21 protein-coding genes are annotated in these 24,848 nt (G+C 40.0%); 8 read left to right on the top strand and 13 right to left on the bottom strand.

Features of this window, described 5'->3' with window-relative positions; genetic code table 11:
* Window positions 1-2: 2 nt before the first annotated feature.
* Genes ACMZOO_RS18100 through ACMZOO_RS18090 form a run of 3 tightly spaced genes read right to left on the bottom strand, consistent with a single transcriptional unit; the run spans window position 3 to window position 2,985 of the window.
* On the bottom strand, window positions 3-767 hold the full coding sequence (locus ACMZOO_RS18100) for a 2,5-didehydro-3-deoxy-L-galactonate 5-reductase (protein WP_440906642.1): 765 nt from the start codon (window positions 765-767) through the stop codon (window positions 3-5).
* Window positions 768-800: 33 nt separating this feature from the next.
* A complete protein-coding gene (locus ACMZOO_RS18095) occupies window positions 801-1,823 on the bottom strand; it encodes a zinc-dependent alcohol dehydrogenase (RefSeq protein ID WP_016957840.1) in 1,023 nt (340 codons plus the stop codon).
* A gap of 13 nt (window positions 1,824-1,836) precedes the next feature.
* The gene (locus tag ACMZOO_RS18090) at window positions 1,837-2,985 is read right to left on the bottom strand and encodes a mandelate racemase/muconate lactonizing enzyme family protein (RefSeq protein ID WP_026016978.1); all 1,149 of its coding nucleotides are present in this window, start codon (window positions 2,983-2,985) and stop codon (window positions 1,837-1,839) included.
* Between the two features lie 411 nt (window positions 2,986-3,396).
* Here ACMZOO_RS18090 and ACMZOO_RS18085 point away from each other — a divergent pair, with 411 nt between their 5' ends.
* Window positions 3,397-4,005 carry a GntR family transcriptional regulator gene (locus ACMZOO_RS18085; protein WP_440906641.1) on the top strand — a complete coding sequence of 203 codons (609 nt, stop codon included), beginning with the start codon at window positions 3,397-3,399 and terminating at the stop codon, window positions 4,003-4,005.
* A gap of 64 nt (window positions 4,006-4,069) precedes the next feature.
* On the opposite strand, the gene ACMZOO_RS18080 is transcribed toward ACMZOO_RS18085, so the two are convergent.
* Complete coding sequence (locus ACMZOO_RS18080) at window positions 4,070-6,475, bottom strand: beta-galactosidase (RefSeq protein ID WP_440906640.1); 2,406 nt, start codon at window positions 6,473-6,475, stop codon at window positions 4,070-4,072.
* Between the two features lie 155 nt (window positions 6,476-6,630).
* On the opposite strand from ACMZOO_RS18080, the gene ACMZOO_RS18075 reads away from it, so the two are divergent.
* Window positions 6,631-7,278 (top strand): putative glycoside hydrolase, encoded by a 648-nt coding sequence (locus ACMZOO_RS18075; protein ID WP_440906639.1) that lies wholly within the window; start codon window positions 6,631-6,633, stop codon window positions 7,276-7,278.
* 52 nt (window positions 7,279-7,330) lie between these two features.
* Here the strand turns inward: ACMZOO_RS18075 and ACMZOO_RS18070 are convergent, their stop codons facing one another.
* Window positions 7,331-8,194, bottom strand: coding sequence for a helix-turn-helix transcriptional regulator (locus tag ACMZOO_RS18070; protein WP_440906637.1), 864 nt, complete (start codon window positions 8,192-8,194; stop codon window positions 7,331-7,333).
* A 162-nt stretch (window positions 8,195-8,356) separates the two neighbouring features.
* Here ACMZOO_RS18070 and ACMZOO_RS18065 point away from each other — a divergent pair, with 162 nt between their 5' ends.
* From ACMZOO_RS18065 to ACMZOO_RS18055, 3 genes are all read left to right on the top strand, one after another.
* Entirely contained in the window at window positions 8,357-9,463 is a 1,107-nt protein-coding gene (locus ACMZOO_RS18065; protein ID WP_440906689.1) for a Zn-dependent alcohol dehydrogenase, read from the top strand.
* A 1-nt stretch (window position 9,464) separates the two neighbouring features.
* The gene (locus tag ACMZOO_RS18060) at window positions 9,465-10,271 is read left to right on the top strand and encodes an alpha/beta hydrolase (protein WP_440906636.1); all 807 of its coding nucleotides are present in this window, start codon (window positions 9,465-9,467) and stop codon (window positions 10,269-10,271) included.
* Between the two features lie 74 nt (window positions 10,272-10,345).
* The gene (locus tag ACMZOO_RS18055) at window positions 10,346-11,245 is read left to right on the top strand and encodes a hypothetical protein (RefSeq protein ID WP_440906635.1); all 900 of its coding nucleotides are present in this window, start codon (window positions 10,346-10,348) and stop codon (window positions 11,243-11,245) included.
* Window positions 11,246-11,310: 65 nt separating this feature from the next.
* Here the strand turns inward: ACMZOO_RS18055 and ACMZOO_RS18050 are convergent, their stop codons facing one another.
* The 5 genes from ACMZOO_RS18050 to ACMZOO_RS18030 all read right to left on the bottom strand — a co-directional run bounded on the left by ACMZOO_RS18050 (window position 11,311) and on the right by ACMZOO_RS18030 (window position 17,515).
* Window positions 11,311-12,564, bottom strand: a complete 1,254-nt coding sequence (locus ACMZOO_RS18050; protein ID WP_440906634.1) for an NAD(P)/FAD-dependent oxidoreductase — start codon at window positions 12,562-12,564, stop codon at window positions 11,311-11,313.
* A gap of 31 nt (window positions 12,565-12,595) precedes the next feature.
* The gene (locus ACMZOO_RS18045; RefSeq protein ID WP_440906633.1) at window positions 12,596-12,904 is read right to left on the bottom strand and encodes a 2Fe-2S iron-sulfur cluster-binding protein; all 309 of its coding nucleotides are present in this window, start codon (window positions 12,902-12,904) and stop codon (window positions 12,596-12,598) included.
* A 14-nt stretch (window positions 12,905-12,918) separates the two neighbouring features.
* Window positions 12,919-14,082 (bottom strand): cytochrome P450, encoded by a 1,164-nt coding sequence (locus ACMZOO_RS18040; RefSeq protein WP_440906632.1) that lies wholly within the window; start codon window positions 14,080-14,082, stop codon window positions 12,919-12,921.
* 267 nt (window positions 14,083-14,349) lie between these two features.
* Window positions 14,350-16,410, bottom strand: a complete 2,061-nt coding sequence (locus ACMZOO_RS18035; protein WP_440906631.1) for a hypothetical protein — start codon at window positions 16,408-16,410, stop codon at window positions 14,350-14,352.
* Between the two features lie 187 nt (window positions 16,411-16,597).
* Window positions 16,598-17,515 (bottom strand): LysR substrate-binding domain-containing protein, encoded by a 918-nt coding sequence (locus ACMZOO_RS18030; protein ID WP_440906630.1) that lies wholly within the window; start codon window positions 17,513-17,515, stop codon window positions 16,598-16,600.
* 141 nt (window positions 17,516-17,656) lie between these two features.
* Between ACMZOO_RS18030 and ACMZOO_RS18025 the strand changes: the two genes are divergently transcribed.
* Window positions 17,657-17,890, top strand: coding sequence for a hypothetical protein (locus ACMZOO_RS18025; protein WP_440906629.1), 234 nt, complete (start codon window positions 17,657-17,659; stop codon window positions 17,888-17,890).
* Window positions 17,891-17,933: 43 nt separating this feature from the next.
* On the opposite strand, the gene ACMZOO_RS18020 is transcribed toward ACMZOO_RS18025, so the two are convergent.
* From ACMZOO_RS18020 to ACMZOO_RS18010, 3 genes are all read right to left on the bottom strand, one after another.
* On the bottom strand, window positions 17,934-19,970 hold the full coding sequence (locus tag ACMZOO_RS18020; protein ID WP_440906628.1) for a hybrid sensor histidine kinase/response regulator: 2,037 nt from the start codon (window positions 19,968-19,970) through the stop codon (window positions 17,934-17,936).
* A 79-nt stretch (window positions 19,971-20,049) separates the two neighbouring features.
* Window positions 20,050-21,447 carry a sulfatase family protein gene (locus ACMZOO_RS18015; RefSeq protein ID WP_440906627.1) on the bottom strand — a complete coding sequence of 466 codons (1,398 nt, stop codon included), beginning with the start codon at window positions 21,445-21,447 and terminating at the stop codon, window positions 20,050-20,052.
* 217 nt (window positions 21,448-21,664) lie between these two features.
* A complete protein-coding gene (locus ACMZOO_RS18010) occupies window positions 21,665-21,793 on the bottom strand; it encodes a hypothetical protein (protein WP_440906625.1) in 129 nt (42 codons plus the stop codon).
* A 146-nt stretch (window positions 21,794-21,939) separates the two neighbouring features.
* Between ACMZOO_RS18010 and ACMZOO_RS18005 the strand changes: the two genes are divergently transcribed.
* Both ACMZOO_RS18005 and ACMZOO_RS18000 read left to right on the top strand, forming a co-directional pair.
* On the top strand, window positions 21,940-23,511 hold the full coding sequence (locus ACMZOO_RS18005; RefSeq protein ID WP_440906623.1) for an alpha-galactosidase: 1,572 nt from the start codon (window positions 21,940-21,942) through the stop codon (window positions 23,509-23,511).
* A gap of 75 nt (window positions 23,512-23,586) precedes the next feature.
* Complete coding sequence (locus tag ACMZOO_RS18000) at window positions 23,587-24,837, top strand: nucleoside hydrolase-like domain-containing protein (RefSeq protein ID WP_440906621.1); 1,251 nt, start codon at window positions 23,587-23,589, stop codon at window positions 24,835-24,837.
* The last annotated feature ends 11 nt before the right edge of the window (window positions 24,838-24,848 follow it).

The raw sequence follows: 24,848 nt of genomic DNA, 5'->3' as shown, positions 1-24,848 counted from the left end.
GTTTATCTCCCCATCCAGCCGCCATCTACCAACAGAATAGCGCCATTTACATAGTTTGCAGCTTCAGAAGCTAAGAATACAGCAGGGCCTTTAAAGTCTTCTGGTGTACCCCAGCGACCTTGTGGAATTCGACCTAAAATTGCCGCGCTGCGCTCAGGATCATTACGTAATGCTTCAGTATTGTCAGTGTCGATATAACCTGGGGCGATAGCGTTTACGTTTACGCCTTTGCCAGCCCACTCGTTTGACAATGCCATAACCAACTGGCCAATTGCACCTTTACTTGCTGCATAACCAGGCACTGTAATACCACCTTGGAAAGTTAACAATGACGCAGTGAAGATAATTTTACCCGAGCCACGTGCCACCATGTCTTTACCAATTTCACGGCTTAATACGAACTGAGAGTTTAAGTTAACGTCAATTACTTTATCCCATAAATCGTCAGCATGCTCTGCCGCAGGCGCACGTAAAATTGTGCCCGCATTATTTATTAAGATGTCAATTTTTGGAAAATCAGCTTTAACTTGCTCAATAAAAGCATACAAAGCTTGGCGATCAGCAAAGTCACATTGATAAGCTTTAAAGTTACGGCCTAGCGCTTTTACTTCTTTTTCAACTTCTGAGCCTTCAAGCTCTAAGTTGGCAGAAACACCGATAATATCTGCGCCCGCTTGAGCTAAACCTAAAGCGATACCTTTACCTATACCACGTTTACAACCAGTAACTAAGGCAACTTTACCTTCTAAACTAAATTTTTCTAACATAATAAAATCTCTTACTTTTTTGTGCTATTAGGCTTACTCAGCATTACATTCAACTAAAGCTTTCATACCTTGTGGGTTGTTGTCCATGCTCGCAAACGCATCACCAATATTTGCAAGTGGGTTAACCGAGCTGATAAATGGCGCTACATCTACTTTGCCAGAAGCGATTAAGTCGATTGCCCAGTCAAAATCCTCTGCTTCGTATACACGCGCACCTAATAACTCTAGTTCTTTCCAGAAGAATTGGAATAAATCGATTTCAGGTTTTTGCGAGTGAATAGCAACCATAACAATACGACCACGACGGCCAGCAATTTGCGTCATAGCATCAATTGCAGGTTTAACACCTGAAACTTCAAATACTACATCAGCGCCTTTAGTGCCAGTCCATTCATCAACAAATTTCGCTAAGTCAGTTTCTAATGGATTAACAGATTCAACACCTAACTTTTCAGCAAACGCACGGCGTGATTCATTTGGCTCAGAAACTAAAACATCCGCACCAACACTTTTAGCCACAGCTGCAACTAATTGACCGATTGGACCACCACCTAACACAACGGCTTTTTCACCAGCTTGTAAACGTGAACGACGAATGTCGTGGCAAGCAACTGATAATGGTTCGATTAACGCACCTTGTTTTAAGTTAACGCCAGCCGGTAATTTGTGCAAAGTGCGCGCTTTAACAGTCCAATTTGATTGGAAAGCACCTGGTGAATCAATGCCCATAAATTTTAGATTTTGACAAATGTGCGTGTGACCGGCTTTACAAGTTGGACACTCTCCACACCAATCTAATGGGCGCACAACAACACGCTCACCAACCGCAAAACCAGTTACCTCACTGCCAACTTCCACAATTGTACCCGACATTTCATGGCCAATTGTTTGAGGTGGATTAACACGCGCGTCCATAACACCATGATAGATGTGCATGTCGGTACCACAGATACCAACATAACCAACAGCCAATTTAACCTCATCCGCTTTTGGTAAATTGTTAACACCTTCAACAATTGAAAAACTTTTATCACCCATATATTGAGCAGCAATCATAATTGTTACACCTCTAAGATTGTTTAATTAAATGTGGACCGACTAACGCTTGGTCGAACTCAACGCCCGTACCAGCAACATTTGGTGCAACCGCTCGACCATTTTCATCAACAATAAATGGCTCGGTTGTATATTGATCAATTGGAAAAGAATGCACTTCCATATGTCCGGCATTTGGCTGTGAAGCCATTAACGACACGTGCAATTCGTGCATGCCATGGGTACAAATAGGTAAATTGTTGATGTAAGCGAGATCTGCCACTTTTAACCAACCTGTAATGCCACCAATATTAGAAGCGTCTGGCTGTAAAAACCCTAACTTAGCTTGTTGTACCGCATAGTTGAATTCGTAAACAGTATGGAGGTTTTCGCCCATAGCTAACGGAATTGTGGTGTTTTCAGCTATACGAGCATAACCTTGGTAGTCATCTGGAATTGTTGGCTCTTCAAACCAAGTAATGTCGTATTGTTCAATTGCTTTGGCAAAACGAATGGCAGTTTCAACAGTTAACGAGTAGTTAGCATCGACCATAAAAATGATATCGTCGCCAATCAATTTGCGTACAGCGGCAACACGAGCGACATCTTCGCGATAGTCGGCTTTGCCTACTTTTATCTTGACGCCTTTAAAGCCACGATCTAAATAACCTTGAATATTGTTAAGCAGCTTTTCTTCGGAAAAATTAAGGTCGATACCACCTGCGTAACAACGGGTTGAATTGTTTGCCCCACCCGCTACTTGCCATAAAGGTTGATTTAAACGCTTACAGCGAATATCCCACAAAGCGATATCAACCGCAGACATAGCAAAACTAACTAAACCACCACGGCCGATATAATGCAGCTTGTACAACATATCTTCCCAAATTTTGCCGATTTGAGAAGTGTCCTGACCGACTAGTGATGCTTTTAAATCATCTTCAATAAGCGAATAAATAGCGCGACCGCCAGTACCACCTGTGTAGGTATAACCAACACCTTCATAACCGTCGTGAGTGAAGACACGACATACGACTAATTCAAAATGCGTGTGGTCACCATGCTTAGCATCACTTAGAACTTCCGCTAGTGGAATTTGATAATACTCAGTTTTCACTGAGCGAATTCGAGAATTAGCAGAATGTAAGCATGGTACATCTGCTTGCTTGGCTAAATTGACCATAAAAACCTTCAAACAAACACAATCTTCATTTAATTGTACATTGTTAACAATAATATTCAATTAATAATAACTGCTTGCGTTGGTAAATTTCGCAAAAAACCATTAAGCCTTTGATATTTAAAATATATTTTTTGAAAAAATTATTAAAAGAACAGATAAAACTATGGTTAAAAACGCTGGTTGCTCAAGCGTAATAGCAGTAAAAAAAGACAGAAACTCTACAACCAAACATAGCTAAACAATTGTTATTTAATGAATTTTATAGATTTAGTCTTTTGCACTACCACATCCATCAACAATGCGCTAGCCAATCTGAATTAAACGTATTAGAATCCAGATATACTATTTTTATTTATTTAATGTATAAAGTTTACAATTTTTTAATGTATACACCTAATGTGGGACCAAATTATGAATAAGAAAATCAAAATAATTCCCGTTCGCGAGCAAATTGCTGACGCACTTAGATCTGATATTATTTCAGGTGAACTTCAAGCCAATACCAAATTAAATGAGCAACAATTAGCAGAAAGATTCGGTGTTTCTAGAGGACCAATTCGAGACGTTTTATTAAAGTTAACTAAAGAAGGTTTGTTAGTTAGTAAAAATAACGTAGGTTCATCTGTTAGCAGCCCATTATCTGCTGACATGCAAAAATTAAGCATAGATATTAGACGTAAAATCGAAGAATTTGCGCTGAAAAATTTAATTGGCAATGTTACAGAAAAACAATTCGAAGACCTCGACGATATTATCGACAGAATGCAAGAGCATTTTAATAAAGAAGAGTTTACTGAACTCACTAAAGCCGATATCGAGTTTCATCAATATCTAGTTAACCTAGCGGGCGGCGAAGATCTAGTAAATATTTGGTATCCAATTGTTATGCGTATGCGCATGAACTACCAGCGTATCAAAACCTCACAAGCTTTGGTTGACGAGCATAAGGATATTGTTAACGGTGTTCGCAATAAAGATTTAAAAGAAGCGACTGCGGCATTAAGGAAAAACATTAAATAAAACAAAAAAGCCCGAACACTTTCATGTTCGGGCTTGTTACGTTTTTCAACCGATAGACCTCAGCTTATTTGCTGTCAGCCTGCACTTGTTTTAACTCACCAAATCTACGCTCGTATAGCTCTGAATGTAGTTCACGGGCGGCATCAACCATAGCGTTGTATGGAATATCTGTTACAGATACAAAACCAACATTATAGTTTTCACCATCATAGGCGCGACCTGTGATAGGAGAATCTAAATATTGGAACCAATGTGCGCCAATAAAATAGTCGTTATCTATAATAGAGTGCATATAATCCTTGTACATTCTTGCTCTATCTTCTTGGTTAGCAGCATGAACCAAACCAGGGTGGAAGAAGCCTGAAGCTGTTGTACCCATATGGAATTCACCAATCACAGTTGGCATATCTAGCTCTTCTAAAAACGCCCATTTTTTCTTGGTTAAACCTTCTTTATATAAATTAAAGCTGACTACATCGACGTATTTTTTCGATGCTTGAACAACTGGCATAGGCATACCCCAATCGGCAAATCGAACGCCCATGTACATATGGTTTGGCATATATTTTTCGAGCTTAGCGTCGACGATACGGAAATATTCACTTGCGTATTCAAACAAGAGTTTTTCGTAATCGGCAACTTGCTGCGCATTGGCTTCGTCTAATTTACTGTTGAAGCTACCTTGTTGGAACGCATCCCAAGAAGCAATATTGGTATTCCAAGCTTGGTTTAACTTAGCAATATTTGCATACTTAGCACGCATTTGTTCAGTAAACATGTTTTTAGTCGGTGATTCAGCACCATTTTGCGTGAGCGTATGGATGACAATACCCAACTCAGTTGTTTTCGATTCTGGACGACCCCAACTTTTTTCATTGTCAATGAAAACACCGACACACCAAGGGCTGTTGTTTACTTCTTTAGCAACTTGTTTAATTGTTGCGTCAGCACGCTCTTCAAACTTAGGATCGAATACATCCGGTAATCCGCCCCAGAAATCATTACCACTAGAGACAGTTTTAAAATCACCAATTATCCAACCGTTTGCGAAGTATGGTATACGAGCATTGTCGTAATACATAGGATCGATCCAATTGCCGAACGAAGTAAAACCCCAGCTCAACATACGATCTACTGTCACCTTTGACCAATCTTTCAAATAAGAATATGGTGTGGTTTCACCATATTTACGCTCTAAGTTGGCCATATAAAAACTAAACACTTCACCGCGCTCAAGTGGGCCAGAGTGGGCACCACGGCGATAACCATAACTGCTAGCCAATGGATCTTTGTAATCAGGCAACCACTCGAACATATTAGCTCGTGTTTCAGAAACTAACTTACGTGTTGGGATAGCTTGTTTTGGTGGTGGATTTAACCCTTGAGAATCTTCTGGAGTCAGCTCGTCAGCGCTACGTTGGTTGATAGCGTTTTGATCAAAATCATAACCTGTTAGTGTGGTCGCGTTCGACATCCTAACGTTATCAATACCCGTGGTGAAATATAAATAACCTTCTGGGTCAACTAACGACCACTTATCACCAACTTTTTCAGTTCTAAAATAGCCAGTTGCGGCTAATTTAGGACCCTCTTTCCAACCACTGTATTTAGAACGGTCAGATAACTTTTCGCCGTTATTTAAACGTGCCAGTTCCTTTTCTTTTACTTCAAGCAGTTCTTTTTCAGAATGAATTTTTTCTTCATATTCCAAACGAGTTGGTTGACCAAATTTATCAACTATACCTTCTAGGTAGTCTTGATTCATTTTAGGGTTCGGCATCACTCTTACATTATCAATTGTTACTTCTTTGTCATGTAAGTTGTATTGAACACTTAACGAAATTTGTTTTATGCCTTTAGTATCGAGATTTTTTGTACCCCACATCCAGATAAATTGTACTTGGTTTGATTCCCAAGTAGCAGGGTTAGAACGCAAACCTGAACTTAAATTCAATTCAACGTTTTCACCATGTTTGTTGTCTGGACTAACTAAATCGTGACCGGCCATTTTTGAATAGTAGGTTTTAGCACTACCCACTGGCACATTGACACTGCGGGTATAAACTTGACCGTTGTGATCATATACATTCAAAAACAACTGAGTGGAATATTGCCCTTGATTAGAGATATCAAACGCAATGCTGAAACTATCTAAATCGCTCCAATCCCAAGCTTGAGTCGGAGTAAAATTAATTGCCGAGTACTCATGTTTTTTAGAATGAAATTTAACATTTAGCGCTGTATTGCCTTCAGTCGCTCCGTGCGAAACCAAGTTGCCGTCAGCGTTAATTAGTTGCACTTCAAGCGGCAGCGCGTCGGCTTCAAAATCGAATAAGATTTTTTCAGCGATAGGCGCTTTATTTTGAGTTTCAGTTAACTGGCAGCCAACAACACTTAAAGTCGCTATAGCTAGTGCCGACAATTTAAAATTGTGACTCATGCGGCTATAACCGTAATCTAGATATTTCATTACTTATTACCTCGGTAGTATAAACTACTAAACAAACATTGTAGATAGTTAACAATAACCATAGAAAAATGTAAAGCAAATATCAAGAATATTGACAAAATTGTAATTTGTATACAATATACATGTTAATTTGTTGTCTAATGGTTAGGTATATTATGAAAACACCTGTGTTAACCCTGTCTACAAAAATTAGCTTACTTTTGTCATTTGTGTTGAGTTCAGTTGCTTTTGCGGCCGACCCAACCAGTGTTTTTATTGCTCAAGGACAGCCAAACTCACCGTGGAAGTTTAGTGTTGGTAACGCTTTAGGATGGGGCATAGCTGTTGAAAATCAAGTTGGTAAAACTAAACGTGGTAACGTTACAGTAGAGCCAATTAGTAAAACAACCACAAACGATGCCATTAAAGTAAAGTGGCGAGGACGCAATAAAAAAGCGGCTTGGTATTCGAATATTACCTTAAATGGCCACAAAATAGATTTATCATCGGTAGAAGATACCAGCGCCTTGCAACTACAAATTAGAATTGTAGAACAACCCACCTCAGTTGCTAAAATATCGATGCGCTGTAACTGGTCAAACAAATGTGATAGCGAGCTTGCTTTAAATCCTGTTTTGAAACAAATGCCTAAAAATGAATGGACAGAATTAACCCTGCCACTCAATTGTTTTAACCAAGACGGTAAATTCGATTTTAAAAACCTCACAGATATTTTTGCCATTTCAACCCAAGGTAAAATGGAACTCGACATTGCTAATGCTTATTTAGTCGCATTGCCCGCAGGCCATACCGGCTGCAAATAAACGCTCTTCACCTGAATTCTGGATAAGCTATTCACCAGAGTTCAGGTGACGCTCACCGCTCCAGTCTTGTCTCTAACTGCATTTTGTATTTTTTGGGCGTGACCCCAAATTGTTTTTTAAACAAGGCAATAAAATGAGATGGTGTTGAAAAGTTCAGCTCAAACGCAATATCTGTGATAGATAGTTTACTTTGTGACAACATACGTGCTGCGTTATACAGTTTATGGCGGTTGGCGTACTCAGAGTAATTGCATCTAAAAACACTTTTAAACAATCTTGAAAAATACGAAGGTGATAGATGGCACAAGTCAGCGGCTTGCTCTAGCTGTAATTCAACTGCTGTTTGTTGCTTAAACAACTCAACAATTGGTAATAATCTTTCATAACCTTTGGTTTGGTTGAGCCCCTGCGCTTGTGTAGATGTAACCGAGCTAGCATGTTCGCTGATCCACAATAACAATAGTTTTAATAATGTATTGCTTTTATCACTCTGTGGATCTTGCTCGTAGGCCTGATGCAACCATTTTACTTGAGTCATTACTGCTGCAAAATGTTCTACCGGCATGCGTAAATGCATGCCTTGCTGAAAAAATGCCGCGGCATTATGCAGTTTTTCTTTGGTTAAAAATGCCGGTAAAAACTGAATAATAAACCAAGATTTGGCTTTATCGACCAACTCAAAATCATGTGTTTCCATACTAGGGGTAAACACAATATCGTGATCTTGTAGTTCAGATTGGCCTTGGCTATAAAAGTACACCCCATCTATTTGTTCAAATACAATTAATTCGTGCACTTCGTGAAAATGCATAAAACACGAATAGCCTAAATTACTTTCGTAACTGACATGGTGTACTTCAAAATCATAACCTTTTTGAATGCAAAATGGTTCGCAATATACTTTTTGTTTTGCCACAGCTGACTCATGTGCAAAGTTTTTCTTAGATAATTTAGTTTACATGCAATTGCCAAAAAACAGCAATATTTTGACATTTATGAATTCTGATATAACAGATTTGTTGTAAAAATCATGTTTAAATTTATTCAATTACATATTCGTATTTGGATAGAGGTTTTTATGATCAAGTCACGCGCGATTATTTCGGACGGCAAAGGCAATTTTAAGCTAACTGAGGTTGAAGTAGGTCAGCCAGGTGCATTAGAAGTGCAGGTTAACATTAAAGCATCTGGTATTTGCCATACCGACTGGGATTCAATTCAAAATTGGAACAAAGAATTTATTGTTGGTCACGAGGGCGCGGGCATTGTCACTGCCATAGGTGAAGGAGTCACTAAGGTCAAAGTTGGTGATAAAGTGATTCTAAATTGGGCAATTCCTTGTGGTAGCTGCTTTCAATGTTTAGAAGGTAACCCACATATTTGTGAAACTAACTCCCCTGTGTGCGGTTGTGACTTAGCAGGCCATGCACATGCGCAGGCATGTACTAAAAATGAGCAGCCAGTTGAACGTTCTTTCCATTTAGGCACTATGTGCGAATACACAGTTATAAAAGAATCGGCTGTAGTAAAAACCGAGGTGGATATATCTTTTGAATCTGCGTCCATTGTCGGTTGTGGTGTTATGACGGGTTGGGGTTCTGTAGTAAATGCTGCTAACTTAAAAGCTGGTTCAACCGCTTGTATTATAGGTTGTGGTGGTGTTGGTTTAAATGTTATTCAAGGTGCAAAATTATCCGGTGCAGCGAAAATAATCGCCATCGACATAAATGCAGAGCGCATTGAACAAGCGAAGAAATTTGGTGCAACCCATGGCGTAATCGCTAGCCGCGAAGATATTGATTTCAACCAAGTTGCAGCGGATGTGAAAGCGTTAAATGGTGGCAGAGGAGCCGACTACGCCTTTGAATGTACCGCCATTCCTGCTTTAGGCTCTGCCCCACTCAAATTAATTCGTAGTGCAGGTACAGCGGTACAAGTAAGTGGTATAGAACAACGCATTGACTTTGACTGCGAGCTGTTTGAATGGGATAAAATTTACATCAATCCATTGTACGGTCAATGTAACCCAGAGCGTGATTTCCCACGTATTTTGTCTTTATATCAAAGTGGTAAATTATTATTAGACGAACTGGTCACTAAAACTTACACACTAGAAACAGTTGCAGAAGGGTTTGACGACATGCTCAATGGACGAATCGCTAAGGGTGTTATTAAGGTAAGTTAAAATGTCGATAAATCGTTTAGAAATTTCTAATCCGGCGTATACGCCGGCCAATACTAAATTTGTCACTGTGCATTCGTCGAATTTGCAGCGACGCCACGACATAGTTTTATACAATAGTGATGCGCAAGGTGAAAATTTACCTGTGATTATTCTGTTGCATGGTGTTTATGGCAATGCTTGGGTTTGGATGTACTTAGGTGGTATTCACCTAGCCTATGAAAAAGTAAAAGCTCAATTAGGTGGCATAGACTTTGTACTAGCCATGCCATCTGACGGCGGTTTGTACGACGGCAGTGCCTATCTGCCGCTAGCAAAACACGCTAACTATGATAAATGGATAACTGAAGATGTAATTGCTGCCGTAAAACAAGTGCAGAACTCTGTATCCGACAAGAGCCGTTTTTACCTTTCGGGTTTGTCTATGGGAGGCTATGGTGCGCTACGTTTAGGTGCTAAATATCCAAACTTATTTAGTGGAATTTCTGCACACTCGTCTATTACTAAAATTGACGATATGCAGCACTTTGTCACAACAGAGTTAACTGAATACCAATGCGAAACTGCACAAGAATCTGATATTTTTTATTGGCTACAACAACATAAAAACCAGTTGCCGCCGATACGTTTTGATTGTGGCGTAGATGACGTGCTCTACCAGAGTAACTTAGACTTTGCGCAAAAACTAAAAACACTCAATATTGATGCTGAATTAGAAAGTTTTAGTGGGGAACATAGCTGGGAATATTGGCACCAGCATGTGCAAACGACCTTCAAATTTTTCGCCAATATTGAACAGACTAACAACTGAGCTGACAAAAATAGCTGCGCAACAAATTTGAACTATACTCTAGTTGGAATATTCATTTATTGTTGGAGAACTATGTGTCAGCGCTGAAACAGTTGTGGCTAGTTTGCATGGCCTTAGTGCCATCAATTAGCTTTAGCAATTCGCTTACGATAGACATTGCAGTTAATTCAGACCAACAGCAAAAGTATTTGCAGTTAGTTCAACAGCAAAACTGCCAAGCAGTAAACCATTACTTACATCCCGCCGCATATAGGCTATCGCTAGAACTGCTGATTATTTGTAAAGCGTTAACCTACAGCCAGCTCGATTTTAAATTTAAATTTTTTGATATTCCAAATTACGCTAGAGCGCTAAAAGAAGCAGAGCGAGGAAATGTGGTGATGTCGGCAACAACAGTTTGGCAAGACGACATAGACACAACAAGCTTTTACGTGACCACTGCGGTTTTTCAACGAGGACAATTTATTAAAGGGTTATTTACCACCCCAGAGTATAAACAACAAATTGAACTAAAGCTGGCGGGTTTGCCCCATGCACACAGCGAGCGTGTTATTTTACATGCGCTGCGTAACTATCACGTATTGTCATCACGCCAATGGTGGCACGATTGGGCCATGTTAGAAAAGCTTGAATTACCGGCGGTTAATGCCTCGCAAGACAATACCTTGTGTTTAATGCTTACTGCAGGAAGAGCACAACTCTTTATTGGCGAGTTAGTCATGGTTGGGCCAGAGCAAACCAGTGTGCCTTGTGAAAGCGTAAATTTGGCGCCAATTGAAGGGGTTAAGTTTGTTTTTCCAATCTCACGCCATTTTGCTGTGTCAAAACAACATCCGTACGGTCAGCTAGTATTTAACGCACTGCAAAAAGGACTAGCTCAGCTACAACAGCAAGGGGAAATTGAGTTAATGCTATTTCCAACTGAAAAAATTAGACAAGATCTTAAATCTAGAGTTGATTTATATCCGCACTGACTTTGATTAAAAATCCACTAATAGATCAAGAGGTGCTATCTGGCACCTCTTGTAAACACATAAAACTAACAAACCTGAATTCTGGATAACAAATTGGCGGGTTTAAATTCGACGCTGGCATCAACTAATTTAGCTTTATCAATTCGCTCACCCGATTTAATAAACTTAGTGGCAACTACATAAGCTTTTGCATTGTTTACTGCATCTACCGCCAACAATTCATCACCTTTAAAATACCAAACTGAGAATTTGTTCGGCTCGCTTTCGTCACGTACCAAAATATCTGTATAACCTTGAGATAAACCAACCATCTGTAATTTTACATCGTACTGATCTGACCAAAACCAAGGCAAAGTATCGTATTCAACTTCTTGTCCACAGATAGATGCGGCCGCCACTTTTGCTTGGTCTACAGCATTTTGTACCGACTCCAAACGAATAAATCTCTGGTAATGCGGATTGTAGTGATAAGTACAATCACCAATAGCATAAATGTTCTCATCACTTGTTCGCGCTTGAGCATTTACTTTAATGCCATTGTCTATCTCAATACCCGCCTTCGCAGCCAGCTCAGTATTTACGCGAATACCCACACCTACAATAATAATATCAGCTGGGTAAACAGTACCGTCATCACACTGCACTGAGTTTTCGCCATCTGTGGTTTCAATACGCACTACATTTTTACTGGTAGCGACTGTCACACCATTATCGGCATGCAAGCGTTGAAAATAGTCTGACATACAAGGTGCGGTAACACGAGCTAAAATGCGTTGCTCTCGCTCAAGCACTGTAACTTCGCCACCGAGCTTTTTAAGGGATGCTGCGGTTTCTAAACCTATATAACCCCCACCAATAATCACCACACGCTTTTGTGCTGAATGTGCAAATGCTTGGCGAATATTTTCTACATCCTGTGCTGTACGTAACGGATACAAATTCGAAGCTGAGTCTAACCCCTCAATAGGTGGTATAAAAGGTCGTGCACCTGTGGCAATAACCAATTTATCAAAAGCAACTTGCTCGCCATTTTCAAGTTGAAGCACTTGAGCTGTGAGCTCAATGCTGCCCACTTTCACACCTAAGTTCAGCTCAATATCGTCTTTTTGATACGTTTCTGCTGCTTTGAGCAAATTTTTATCAATTGCATCCGCACTGGTTAAATACGCCTTAGATAAAGGGGGTCTGTGATACGGTAAACTTGGGTCGGCATCAAACAATTTGATGCTGCCCTGCCAGCCTGCTTTTCTTAATGCAAACGCAAAATTAACCCCAGCATGACTTGCACCCACTACCACACATGTTTGATTTTCTGACATAACTTGCCCCCTTTTCACAAAGATTAAACCACTACTTAGCTAGGTATAAAACCACACCGTCTAACTGCTCAGAGACCTCAATTTGGCAGCATAAACGGCTGTATTCATTAGCGTCGTCATCTAACTCCAACATGTCTTGCTCAATCTCGCTCGCTGGCCCGGTTTTAGCAAAATGTTCTGGCGCTACATGTACATGGCAAGTTGCACACGAACATACGCCACCACAATCGCCGTCTATACCTTGCACTCCATTTTGCACAGCAAGCTCCATGACACTGCCTGAAGTTGCTTCTAATTCAATTTGTTCACTGTCACTGGTAATAAAAATAATCTTCGCCATGGCTTAGCTACCTCTTATCTTGGGTTAAATTTTACGTTAATGCTGTCAAAACCAACTTTGCGTTTAAATTGGTCTAAGTCTTCAATGTTTTCTTTCGCATTTAAAATATCGATTGAACCGACTTTAGCCGCCAAAGTTTCTAATAAAATATGCATAATTTGTCGTGCATGGGTCGCGCCCAAACAATTATGATGGCTAAAACCAAAAGCCACATGTGGATTAACCTTGCGGTCTAATACCACTTCATTCGGATTTTCAAAGGTTTTAGCGTCACGATTGGCAGAAGCCCAACATAAAGAAATTCGGCTATCGGCTTTTACATCATGCCCATGCGGGCACACTTTTGTATCTTCAGTGACTACGCGTCCCATATGAGTTAATGGTGAGAAGTAACGAATTAACTCTTCCACCGCTCGGTTGGTAATTTCAGGTTGATCACGCAGGCGCGCCAACGACTGAGGATGCTCAGCAAAATAAGCAATCGAATTGGTTACCGCATTAATCACTGTGTCACGCCCACCAGCAAAAGTTAAAATCATCACGCCTTTAACTTCTTCTTTGCTTAGTTTGCGACCGTTAATTTCAGAATTGAGCAACACTGAATATAAATCATCGGTTGGATTTTCTGCTGCACGCTCAATTTGAGCGTCTATGTAATCGTACAGAATAGAAGCTTTGTCGCCGTCTAAAGCTTCACCTTCGCTTCTAAATACATGTGTGCCCCAGCCTATCCACACGTCTGATTCTTGGTATGGCGTATTTAATAATAAGGTTAACGCGCGCGATTGTAATTTAAGTGAAAACTCACCAACCACTTCAACGTCATCTTGTGTTAATACTTGATCAACTAAAGATTCAATTTGTGCACGCAATTTGGCACGGTATTCATCTTCCAACGGACGTTTAAACCAAGGCTCTACAATTGCGCGGTAGTCGCCATGCTCTGGTGGATCGACTTCAAAAGGAATTTGTCTAGTATCACGAATATTGACTTCCGACGGCACCACAATACGACCAGGCTTAGCACCAGACTGAAAGGTTTGCCAATTGTGTGCACATTTACGCACATCTTTTAAACCCAGTACCATAGTGACAGGATCATCTTGATCCTGCATTTTGCCAATGCCTTGCTCATTACGCGCTTGTTCAAACGGATCTGCAAATTCACTTCTTTTCATCAAACTCACCCCAACTAATCAGCGCGATAATCTGAGCGCCGAATTTGTTAAATAACTGTAACCATTATAGGAAAGTAAAATTAGAAAAATATGCAGCTTGATATTTAAAAATGTCAGATTCTTGCTCTATTTTGCTAACTACAGAGAGAAGGGATAAATATAGCTTTGTACAGATTTAACACAGAGACAGGTTTGGAGGGATTAGCCGCGCACAAACATAGCTTGTGCGCGGTATGTTACGCTGAGTAAGCACTTATTCTAGCCAAGCTATTGTGAAACAAACACAGCTTCAACTTTCACATTGCTGCTTGCATTGTTCACTGTATAACTGCTTAGCGCACCTTGCGAAATACCATTTACCAATACATCAGATAATTTGTAACCGTCTTCTGCTGCAAAAGTAAAAGTTTGTGATTTACCGGCCAATAAGGTGATATCGCCTTCTAACGGTTTTACACTGCCATTTGTGTTACTTGAAACTGACACTGTGTATTTATGGCTATCACAACCGTTAAATACAATATTCTCGGTCGTAGCAGCATCAATTTGGTTGTAGGTACTTTTGTTGCTTTCAGTTAAACAAACACCATTAATTTTCACTTGGTTAAAACTGATATCCGACATTTTATAGATGTCACCATTGTCTAACACAGTGCCTTCTATTAGCCCTTTTGATGGACTAGAGGTTTGTTGATAAGCATTGCCAGAAAAGTCGAGTTGCTGACCTGTCACTGTAACATTTTCAAAATGAATCCCTGAAACTTTGCCAACACTTGTGCGGTTACTGTGTTTATTATCAATAAACTTTTCACCAGCTTTTTGCCTTTCGGTGCTGTTGTGTAAATTCACTAAACCTGGGATGTTGCCGTCGATATGTAAGTTACGAATAAGCACATTGCTGCCCGACATATCATAGTCAATTTGCGACATGACTATACCGTGGTTATTGCCAAGCGAATGCCATTCTGGGTAAATAATATAGTTATTGATAAAGGTTGAATTTTCAGTGTCGTAGTTACCGTTCCACCCCAAAGTAACAATAGCGCCGTTATACGAATGCCAAAAAACGGTATTGGTAACCATTAGCGACTTATTGTAAAACGCATCATCGACCACGCGGAAAAAGCTGTCTTCAATTACATTTGGTTTGTTACCCCAAGGTCGAGCGCCATCATTGTTTGGATGCCAGCCCCAAATTTTGAAGTTTTTATACAGACTATTGCCGTTACCTAAGTTAACCCCATGGCCCGCAGGATCTGCAACAATAACGCCCTCAATTGTATTATTTTGCCCTTTCATGCCAATAATAGAATGGTTACTCGGATAAGAGTTAACACCAAGCACACCAGCTGTACTCGCTAATTGTTTTGACCATTTATAGTCTCGACCTGACCAAACACCACGGCCAAATATTTTAATGTTATGGCCATCTGCGCCTTCACTTTGATCAATTTTTGCCATGTATAAACGGCCATGTACATATGCCCCACCAGCCAGGTAAATCTGTTTTCCGTCTTGCACAACAGGCGCCATATTACCAACAGTTCCTCGATACCAATCTTGCGACGTGCCCGATGTATCGATGTCAGTTTTATTAAATAAACGGCCTAAATCGTGAAACCCGGGTGGAAAATAAATGGTTTTAGCATCAGCCATTTGTTGCTTAGTTGAGTTTTCTGAATACACATGAACATCTTCATCCGTTGTGTCCGGTACAGTTTTTTCAGCGGGATCGGCAAATAAGGTAAACATGTGTTTAACCACACCATCACTGGTTTGTTGGTTGTCTGTGCTTTTAAAATTCACTGCTAGGTATTGTGGTTTATCTATTTCAAACGAAACACTTTTACCATCTTGTGAAACGTTCGGTGTAACAGCATAAGGAGACGGCACAATTTCAACATCTTGTGTGCCTTGACCAAATAATTTAGTCACTGTCACTGTGATCGGCTGACAAAATTCAGACGACAACGACACCCAGTTAAAAGTGCGAGGATCATCACTAGGATTTGCTCTAAATTCTGATGCCCAATCCATCGACTGCACTGCAATTTCATCTTCTTTGGAAATTGATTGAATTACTTCAGCCGGGATTATTTTGCCGTTTTGACTGAAAGTAACCGAGTATTTGTCCGACAAAATGGCCTCACCTGCCTCAGTTGGCCAATCGTAAGTATCTATACATGCTGGCGTCGGAGTTGATGTTGGTATTGGTGTTGGTGTTGGTGTTGGTGTTGGTGTTGGTGTTGGTGTTGGTGTTGGTGTTTCAACATTATCATCTGTTTTAATATCGGTAGAACAAGCAGCTAACGATAAATTCGCTAACATAAAACAACCAACCCAGGTGTACTTAAAACTCATTTCAATCTAGTTCCAATCAATTCTTTAAACAAAAGCGACTAGCCATTTTTAAACTGGCTATCTGTGACTGGCGGCAAGCATTCCACAAGTTTAAAAGTTAATCATCTGTTAATTAAATGTATTACATAAAAAGAGACACAGCGTCACTGATTGGCTACAAATGGTCAGGTTCGCCAATTAGCTGATTGAGATTGTTAATTAAAAACTCACCAAATGCCTTAGCAGACGGCGACTGACCCTTTCTCGACGGCATCAGTAGGCTGAGTTGTGCTTTACCAGAAATCCAATCAGGTAAAACCCTAAGCAAGGAACCATGGCTGATTTCCTCGCGGCAGGTGTAAGCTGGCAGGCTTACAATACCCAAACCCGCAATAGCGGCTGCTTTTAGCGTACTCATATCATCACTGCATAGTTGTGGGCTAAAAGGTACTGTGGTTTTTAGACCTTGTTGATTTTGTAATGTCCAATGCCCAACAGCGGGTTGCCAGCCCACTTTTAAACTCTGTCGTTTAAACAAATCGTATGGTGATTTGGGTGTGCCTGTTTTATCAAGATACTCGGGGCTTGCAAACAAATGCCAAGAAACCTTAGCTAGACTTCTTTGAATAACGCTTGAATCAGGCAGTGCGTCAAGATGTCCACGAATTGCCATATCCATACCTGAAGCAACTAAGTCCACATTCTGATTAGTCACTTGTTGAATAAGCTCAACTTTAGGGTGGGCTACTAGAAACTGGCTAACAAGATCTTTAATTGCAAACTGCGCAACACCAACAGAGCAACTAACAGTTACTTGTCCACTTAGTGAGGTCTTTCTACTTTGTATTGCAGCTTCGGCAGCCTCCATTTCATCTATTAATGCACGCGCGTGCTGGTAGAAAATTTGCCCAGATTCAGTCACATGAAACTGACGCGAGGTTCGCTGTATCAACTTGGTATCAAGCCGTTCTTCAAGTTTAGACACATGCCGACTCAATCTTGATTTAGGCATATTTAACGCATTAGCCGCTGGAGAAAAGCCCTGCTTCTCAACTACGTGAACAAAATAATAATAGTCATTCAAATCAATCATATTGTGACTAACCCTATTTAAAACCAGTTTATCGTTCCAAATATAGAACAAAAGTTTCACTTTTTGTATCTACAAGTGATTATCGTTCTATTGTTACTATAACACTACTGGTAACGCGAAATAGAAATAGGACAGCAAACAATGAATGCAGCAACACAAAATTTAGGACAAGCTTTAACAGAGTTAACCCAATTACCGCGTATTTCGGCGGCAACGTCAGGCAAAACACTTAGTATTGGTAGCGGTTTTAACGCAGTTAGTTTTAAAGATAAAGACTTTGCTGGTCAGATGGATCCGCTTGTAATGGTTGATCATTATAGAATGACACAACCGACTTTTGGTGCACACCCACATGCAGGCCTTCACAGCAAGTAATAGTCGTAAATCAAGCAACAAGTATTAGCTCAGGTTAACTAGCCTAAGCTGTGTTGGCCTTAATCGCATTTGCTAGTGCATTTTTTATTGCCGCATTTTGCACTGGTTTAGTGATAAACAAGTTCATACCCGCTTGTTCGCATTTTAGTTGGTCGGCTTCCGATGTGTTGGCGGTTAAGGCTGCAATTACTGTGGCGTCCGCAACCAATTTTTCGCTGCGTAAAACTTGGGTGGCTTGCCAGCCATCCATAATTGGCATCATGCAGTCCATAAATATCAGATCATAATTTTCAATCCGACATTTTTCGACTGCATCTTGACCATCAATCGCAATATCAGCATCAATGTTGAATTGGCTTAAACATGAGGTCATAACAATGCGGTTTATTTCGTTGTCATCGACTACCAATACATTTAAGTTAGAAACATCCATTTCGGCATTTGCATCTTCCAATTCAGTCACAGCAGCATCAATTTGTATCTTGCCAACAGGTAGCTGCAACACCACCTTAAAACTAGAGCCGTGGCCATATTCACTACTAACTGACACTTGCCCGTTCATCATTTCAACAAGTTCTTTCACAATAGATAAACCCAAACCTGTACCGCCATATTTTTGGGTAATATTGCTCGCACCTTGGTTAAATGGTTTAAATAAAGCCTTTAACGTATCTGGCTGCATGCCTATGCCAGTGTCAGAAACTTCAATTGTTAAATCGACATATTCACTGCTATTTTGTGCTTTAGTAGCGTTAACCGCCAAGGTAACCGCACCTTGTTCAGTAAACTTAATCGCATTACTTAATAAGTTAGATACGATTTGGCTCAAACGTGTTGAATCAAAATAAACGGCGCTATCTTCGGCTATGTTTAAATTGCTGTTTAATTGAATGGATTTATTTGCACATACTGAAGTAAATAGATTGGTTAAATCGTTAAATACATCTTTTAAAATAAAATGGCTTGGTTCAAGTTTTAGTTCACCATGGCTGATTTTTGAATAGTCTAAAACTTCGTTGATTATCGACAGCAAAATATCTGAGCTACGCAGCGCAATGGTTAATTGCTGTTTTAATGCTTGTGGCTCTTGTTCTGTCATAGCTGCGTTTAACATACCAACTATACCATTAAGTGGATTTCTCAACTCATGGCTGATTTTTGCAAACAACTTGCTCCGCTCACTCAGCATCAATTCGGCTGCTTCTTTTTGTTGTGCTAACATATTTTTCAGCTCAACCGCATCAGTAATATCCTGAATAGTGCCGAATAATCTAACGCAGTTTCCATTTTCAAACTCGGCTGAGCCTTGGGTTGCAATCCAAATATGCTTATTTTTTGCCGTGGTTATTTCTAACTCTAAATCCCAGTCTTCGCCGGTACTCATGGCTTTTTCAACCGCTTGCTGAATGGTATCTCGGCTGCTGCCTTCTGTATAAAACGCCAAGGCGCTGTCTAATTGGGGCTGATAATCAGGCTCTACTTCCTGGATTATTTTGGTTTGAGCGCTCCATTCAAGCTGGTTATTGGTAAAGTCGAGCTGCCAAGTACCAATATGCGCGGCCTGCTCTAATTTAGTTAAAGTTTGATTATTTTGTTCAAGCTGATAAGTAGATTGTCTGCGCGCAAACTCAGCCCCCAGCCACTGCGCAAATAACTCAATATAATCTATATGTTGTTGGGTAAAAGGTTGAGAAATTTTTGCCGCTGAAAAATTTACTGTACCAAAAATTTGGCCATCTACTTTTATCGGCGCACCAATATAAGACTCTAATTGAAAACCTTGATAACAAGGGTGCGTGGCAATTTCACTGTTACCCGCATGGTGAAAAGATAAGGCTTTATCCGCCTTAAGTGTATGCACACAATATGTATTGCCTAATGGAAAATCAGCACCGGCAGCTAATTCATTATTCAAACAAGCAACATATTTTACACTGTAATTCTGTTGTTGAATTTTACTGATAATAGCAATATCAAGTTCAAACACCTTCAAGCCAAAAGTTAATAAGGATTGTACTTTGTCTTCAAATTTAAGTGTTTGATCAGTCACTATATTGTGAAAAGTTCGCAAAAAGCTCAAGGCATACACTCCATTGGCTACAGGCTTAGTGATGCCTCAATAATAGCTCATGTTTGCTTATAAGTTTACCTTAAACGTTTTAAATTTGAGTTTGTTTGGCATGGATAAGCTCTGCGAGTTTTTTCACAACTTGTGGGAATTGCTCGGCGATATTGTGTTGTTCTGCTGGGTCTTGAGTTAAATCAAACAACAAATCTTGGCTATTGTCAGCCACCCGACCAGACCGACCAAGATTGTTCATGCCTTTACGAATATATTTCCAATTTTTATAACGCACGCCTGCTATTTCATTTTTGTAGCTGAAAAATACCGCGGGGTCTGCAACTAGCGCGCTAGGATTGTTATCCAAGCTAAACACAGGTAACAAACTTGTCCCATCTAACTCAAATTGTGATTGCTCAATACCAGCTAATTGTAAAACCGTTGGCACTATATCAATTGTTGAACTGACATAATCACTAACCTGATTTGCTTTAATCTGGCTAGGTAAACTAATAATGCCAGGCACACGTACCCCACCTTCGTAATTAGTGAATTTGCCATGGCTAAAAGGCTTGGCCGACCCAGCATGTGCACCGTATCCCAACCAAGGGCCGTTGTCTGAGCTAAATACAATTAGGGTATTGGCTAATTGGTTGGTCGTTTTTAGGTGGTTAATTAATTTGCCAAAATAATAATCAATTTCTTCAACTGTATCCCCATATAAACCACCTTTGCTTTTACCGTTAAATTCTTTACTGGCAAATAAAGGTACATGCGGCATGGCTGGGGTTAAATAAACAAAAAACGGCTGCTTGGCGCTATCAATAAACTCTATTGTTTTGTCAAAATATCGCTTGGTTAGTGAACTTTGCTCGGCTGGGTATTCAATAATTTTATCGCCTTCGAATAAAGGCACTAATTCTTTAATCCCTTTATTTTTAATAATCTGCCTTTTATTGCCCGCTTGTTTAACAATTTGTTGGTCAGCTTTAGCTTTGGTTAAATCGTAGCCATCGTTAAATTGTACCTGTGCAGCAAACTCTTGTTTATGGCCAATATACATATCATTGCTATACGGGACGCCATAGTAATAATCAAAACCTTGGGCTGTTGGTAGGGTGTTTTTTAAATCACCTAAATGCCATTTACCTATAGCCGCCGTTCGATAACCAGCTGGTTTGAGCATTTCGGCCAAAGTAACTTGTTCAGGTTTCATACCGGTAGAATCGGGAAAATATACGCCAGTAACACCATTATTTTTAGGCAGCTTGCCAGTTAATAACGCCGCACGTGATGCACTACAAACCGAAGATGCCACATAAAAATCAGTTAAACGCACTCCTGATTGAGCAAACTTGTCCAAATTTGGTGTATGAATTGTCTCTGAGCCATAACTAGACAAATCGGCATAACCTTGGTCGTCGGTAAACACCACAATAATATTGGGCTTTTGTTGGATAGGACTGACGCTATGTTTACTGGCCTCAACAGTCATATCTGTCGTGCTACAACTAGTCACTAGCAGCGAAAATAATAGTGGAGAAGTCAGTCTCAGTATTTGGCTAAACATATACAAATTTTCTCGGTTTTTTAATTATTGAGCACTTATTCTGACATACAGCTTGAGATTGTAGACTCGTAAACTATCCCTAGAACAAGGCCATTTGTATCTAACTTGTTACAATTTCAATTTACTACCAACCTAAGCCTGATTATTTGCGCAAATAAAAGTTTAACTGAATTTCACTACGATATTGACCACTGGTCACAGTATGCATTTTGTACCAAACACGCTTAGCTTGTGTATTAAACTTGTTGTTAGCTAAAACCCTTAAGTTCATGTTTTTATTAATCTATTCAATTTATTGGCCGATCAAAGACAAATTACCAAACAATAAAGATTGATAGTCACTCCTTTTTGTTTCCATTTCATTAACAATTCACTCATCAAATTTGTATTACAATAAAGATTAATAAGGGTTTATCCATGCAAAAACTTACAAGCATTTTTGCTACAACAGCTGTGGTTACTGCTTTGTTAGCCAGTGGTTGTGCTTCAACAGACAGCCAAAATAAATCGGCCACAAACAGCGAAACAAACAAAAGTTTATTATTAGAAGTAGCGCAAAAGCCCCCAATGGGCTGGAACAGTTTCGACGCTTGGGGTAGCCGCATTAACGAAGCAGATTTTCGTCAAACGGTTGATTTTATGGCTGAGAATTTACAGCCTCATGGTTGGGAATATGCAGTAATCGACTACATTTGGTGGAACCCTGCCCCAGGTGCGCACAATACTAAAGAAAACTACCGACGCCGCCCCGGTCATCCAAATGTTTTATTAAATGCTGACGGTTCGTTAAAAAATCCAGCAGAAGCGCCTATGGATAAATATGGTCGCTTGCAACCAGCTGTTGAGCGTTTCCCGTCAGCCGCCAATGGCAAAGGTTTTAAACCACTAGCCGATTATGTGCATAGTAAAGGATTAAAATTTGGTATTCACATTATGCGTGGTATGCATCGCCATGCTTGGTATTTAAACACACCTGTAATGGGTACTGACAAAACTGCACGCGACATAGCAAAATATAACGACCACGCAGGTTGGTTAAATAATATGTTTGGCATTGAATACCGCGCTGAAGGTGCGCAAGAATTTTACGATTCAATTTTCAAACAATACGCAGAATGGGGCGTAGATTATATAAAAGCCGATGACATGATGGGTCAATGTGGTGCACCTTTCCATAGCTATTACGCAGGTGAAATTGAAATGATGCGTAAAGCCATAGACAACTCAGGCCGCCCTATGGTGTTAAGTTTATCTTGTGGTGAAGCACCTATAGCACACGCTAAACATTTACAAGCAACTTCAAATATGTGGCGTGTTTCAGCTGATTTTTGGGATAGATGGGATGATCTAAAGCGTAGCTTTCAATTGTTAGATAAATGGTCACCTTTTATTGGCGACGGCACCTGGCCAGACGCTGATATGATCCCATTTGGTCGCTTATCACTAGACGATAGACCACATGGCAAAGAGCGTATGTCTAAGTTCACAACAGATGAAAAATATACATTGATGACATTATTTACCATGGCTCGCTCACCATTAATGATAGGAGCTGAACTGAACACAACACCAATTGACGAGATTAAAACCTTCTTTACCAACGACGAAGTTTTATACGTAAACCAAAACAGTACCAATAACCGCCAAATTATTCGTTACGACGAAGAAACCGCGAAAAAAGGCGCAAAAGAAAACGACTTTTATGCCGCTTGGTATGCGGAAGACCCAGCTACAGGTGATGTATTTATCGCGTTGTTCAATTTAGGTAATGAAGTGAAATCTGTTGGCTTTAACTTTGATATGGAAGATATGCGTGGCACATACAAAGTGCGTGATTTATGGGCGAAAAAAGATATAGGTACAGCCAAAGGTAAATTTGCACAAAACTTACCACCACATGGCGCTGGTTTATATCGCTTTAGCAAAGTCGCCGGTTCTTCAGACGCTTGGATTATTCCAACCGAAGAAAAAGCGCACGACAACCAATAACAGCGCTAAGTTAGCCATGTATTCGCATGGCTAACTTACTCCGCAGGCTAACTTGTTAGTTAATTAGGTATCAGCATGAAACACACACTTGCCCTTGTTATCTTCACCGTATTTGTATCTATAGCAACCACAGCAAAAGCTGCTGACAAAGCCAATATTTGGGTTTTGACTGATTTATCCGATCCCACAGACAGACGCGTTGGCGGTCATCCACAAAACGACCCAGACGATTTAGTTTCAATGGCGAGTTTATTGTTAATGGCCGAGCAATTTAACATCGCGGGTATTTCAATCGGCTCTACTGACAGAAAAGCTTTACGCAACCCAATGCCGTTTTTTAACGACATGTTCGTTAAAGCATATACTAGTGATATCAATAACTTAAAAGGAAAACATAACTACCAATCAAGCTTACCTGTTTTTTGGTCGAGCTTAACCAATACAGGAAAACCAATAGCATTTGAGCCAAATCAGACATATATCAATATCAGTCATCTAACAAGCATCCAAAAATTGGCAGACTACGCCAGTGCACATAAAGTGTATGTTTTAAACTGGGGGCCAATGACAGAAGCGGCCATTTTGGTAAAACACCTGATCAGCACTGAAAATTACCGCGCTTTGCAAAATATTCATATTATTTCACATTGGACTATGTCATATATCGCCCAAGGCACACCTGAAGCACCTTATAAAGTTGCCAACTGCACTGATGATGTAAAAGCTTGCCATTATTTGCATCAACAAGCATCAAGCAGACACGACCTAAAACTAACTGAATTAGGCTCTATTGGCCAAAGTGGTTTGGTCAATGGCTCTATCAAAAACTTATTGCCTGAAACACTCGAAAACAGCCAGCTTGCACAAATTTTCAACCGCGCAAAATTTTATTATGGCAAACCAGACCAAAGTGATGCGGCGACAATGTGGGTATTGGTTAAAGGTTTTGAGATTGGCTTAAATAACTTTCAGCACAATGGTCAACTAACCCAAGACCAAGAAAGTTATTACCAAAAACTGTTTTTACAAGAATCGCCAAAAATGATGGCAAAACTCATTACAGCCGCCAATAAACTCGCCGGTACAGCGCAAGATGAAACAAATGTTGCCGCAGCTTTTAGTTATGTATATAAAAAACACCAACATTATGAGCTCTACGCACCTTACCAAAACATGCAGTATTGGGTGAAAGATGCGAACGGCACTATAGTATTACAAGGCAACAGCAAACGTGGTAATCAGCAACTTGATTTGCCAATAAAAGCAGAAAAGTCGTACACAGTGACAGTACAATATAAAAACTGGCACAGTCATTATTGGTTGTAACTTCGAGTCTC

The organism is Catenovulum sp. SX2, assembly GCF_052056295.1.
GTDB lineage: Bacteria > Pseudomonadota > Gammaproteobacteria > Enterobacterales > Alteromonadaceae > Catenovulum.
Note: the sequence above shows the minus strand (reverse complement) of the source record. Positions and strands in the feature narration are given on the sequence as shown.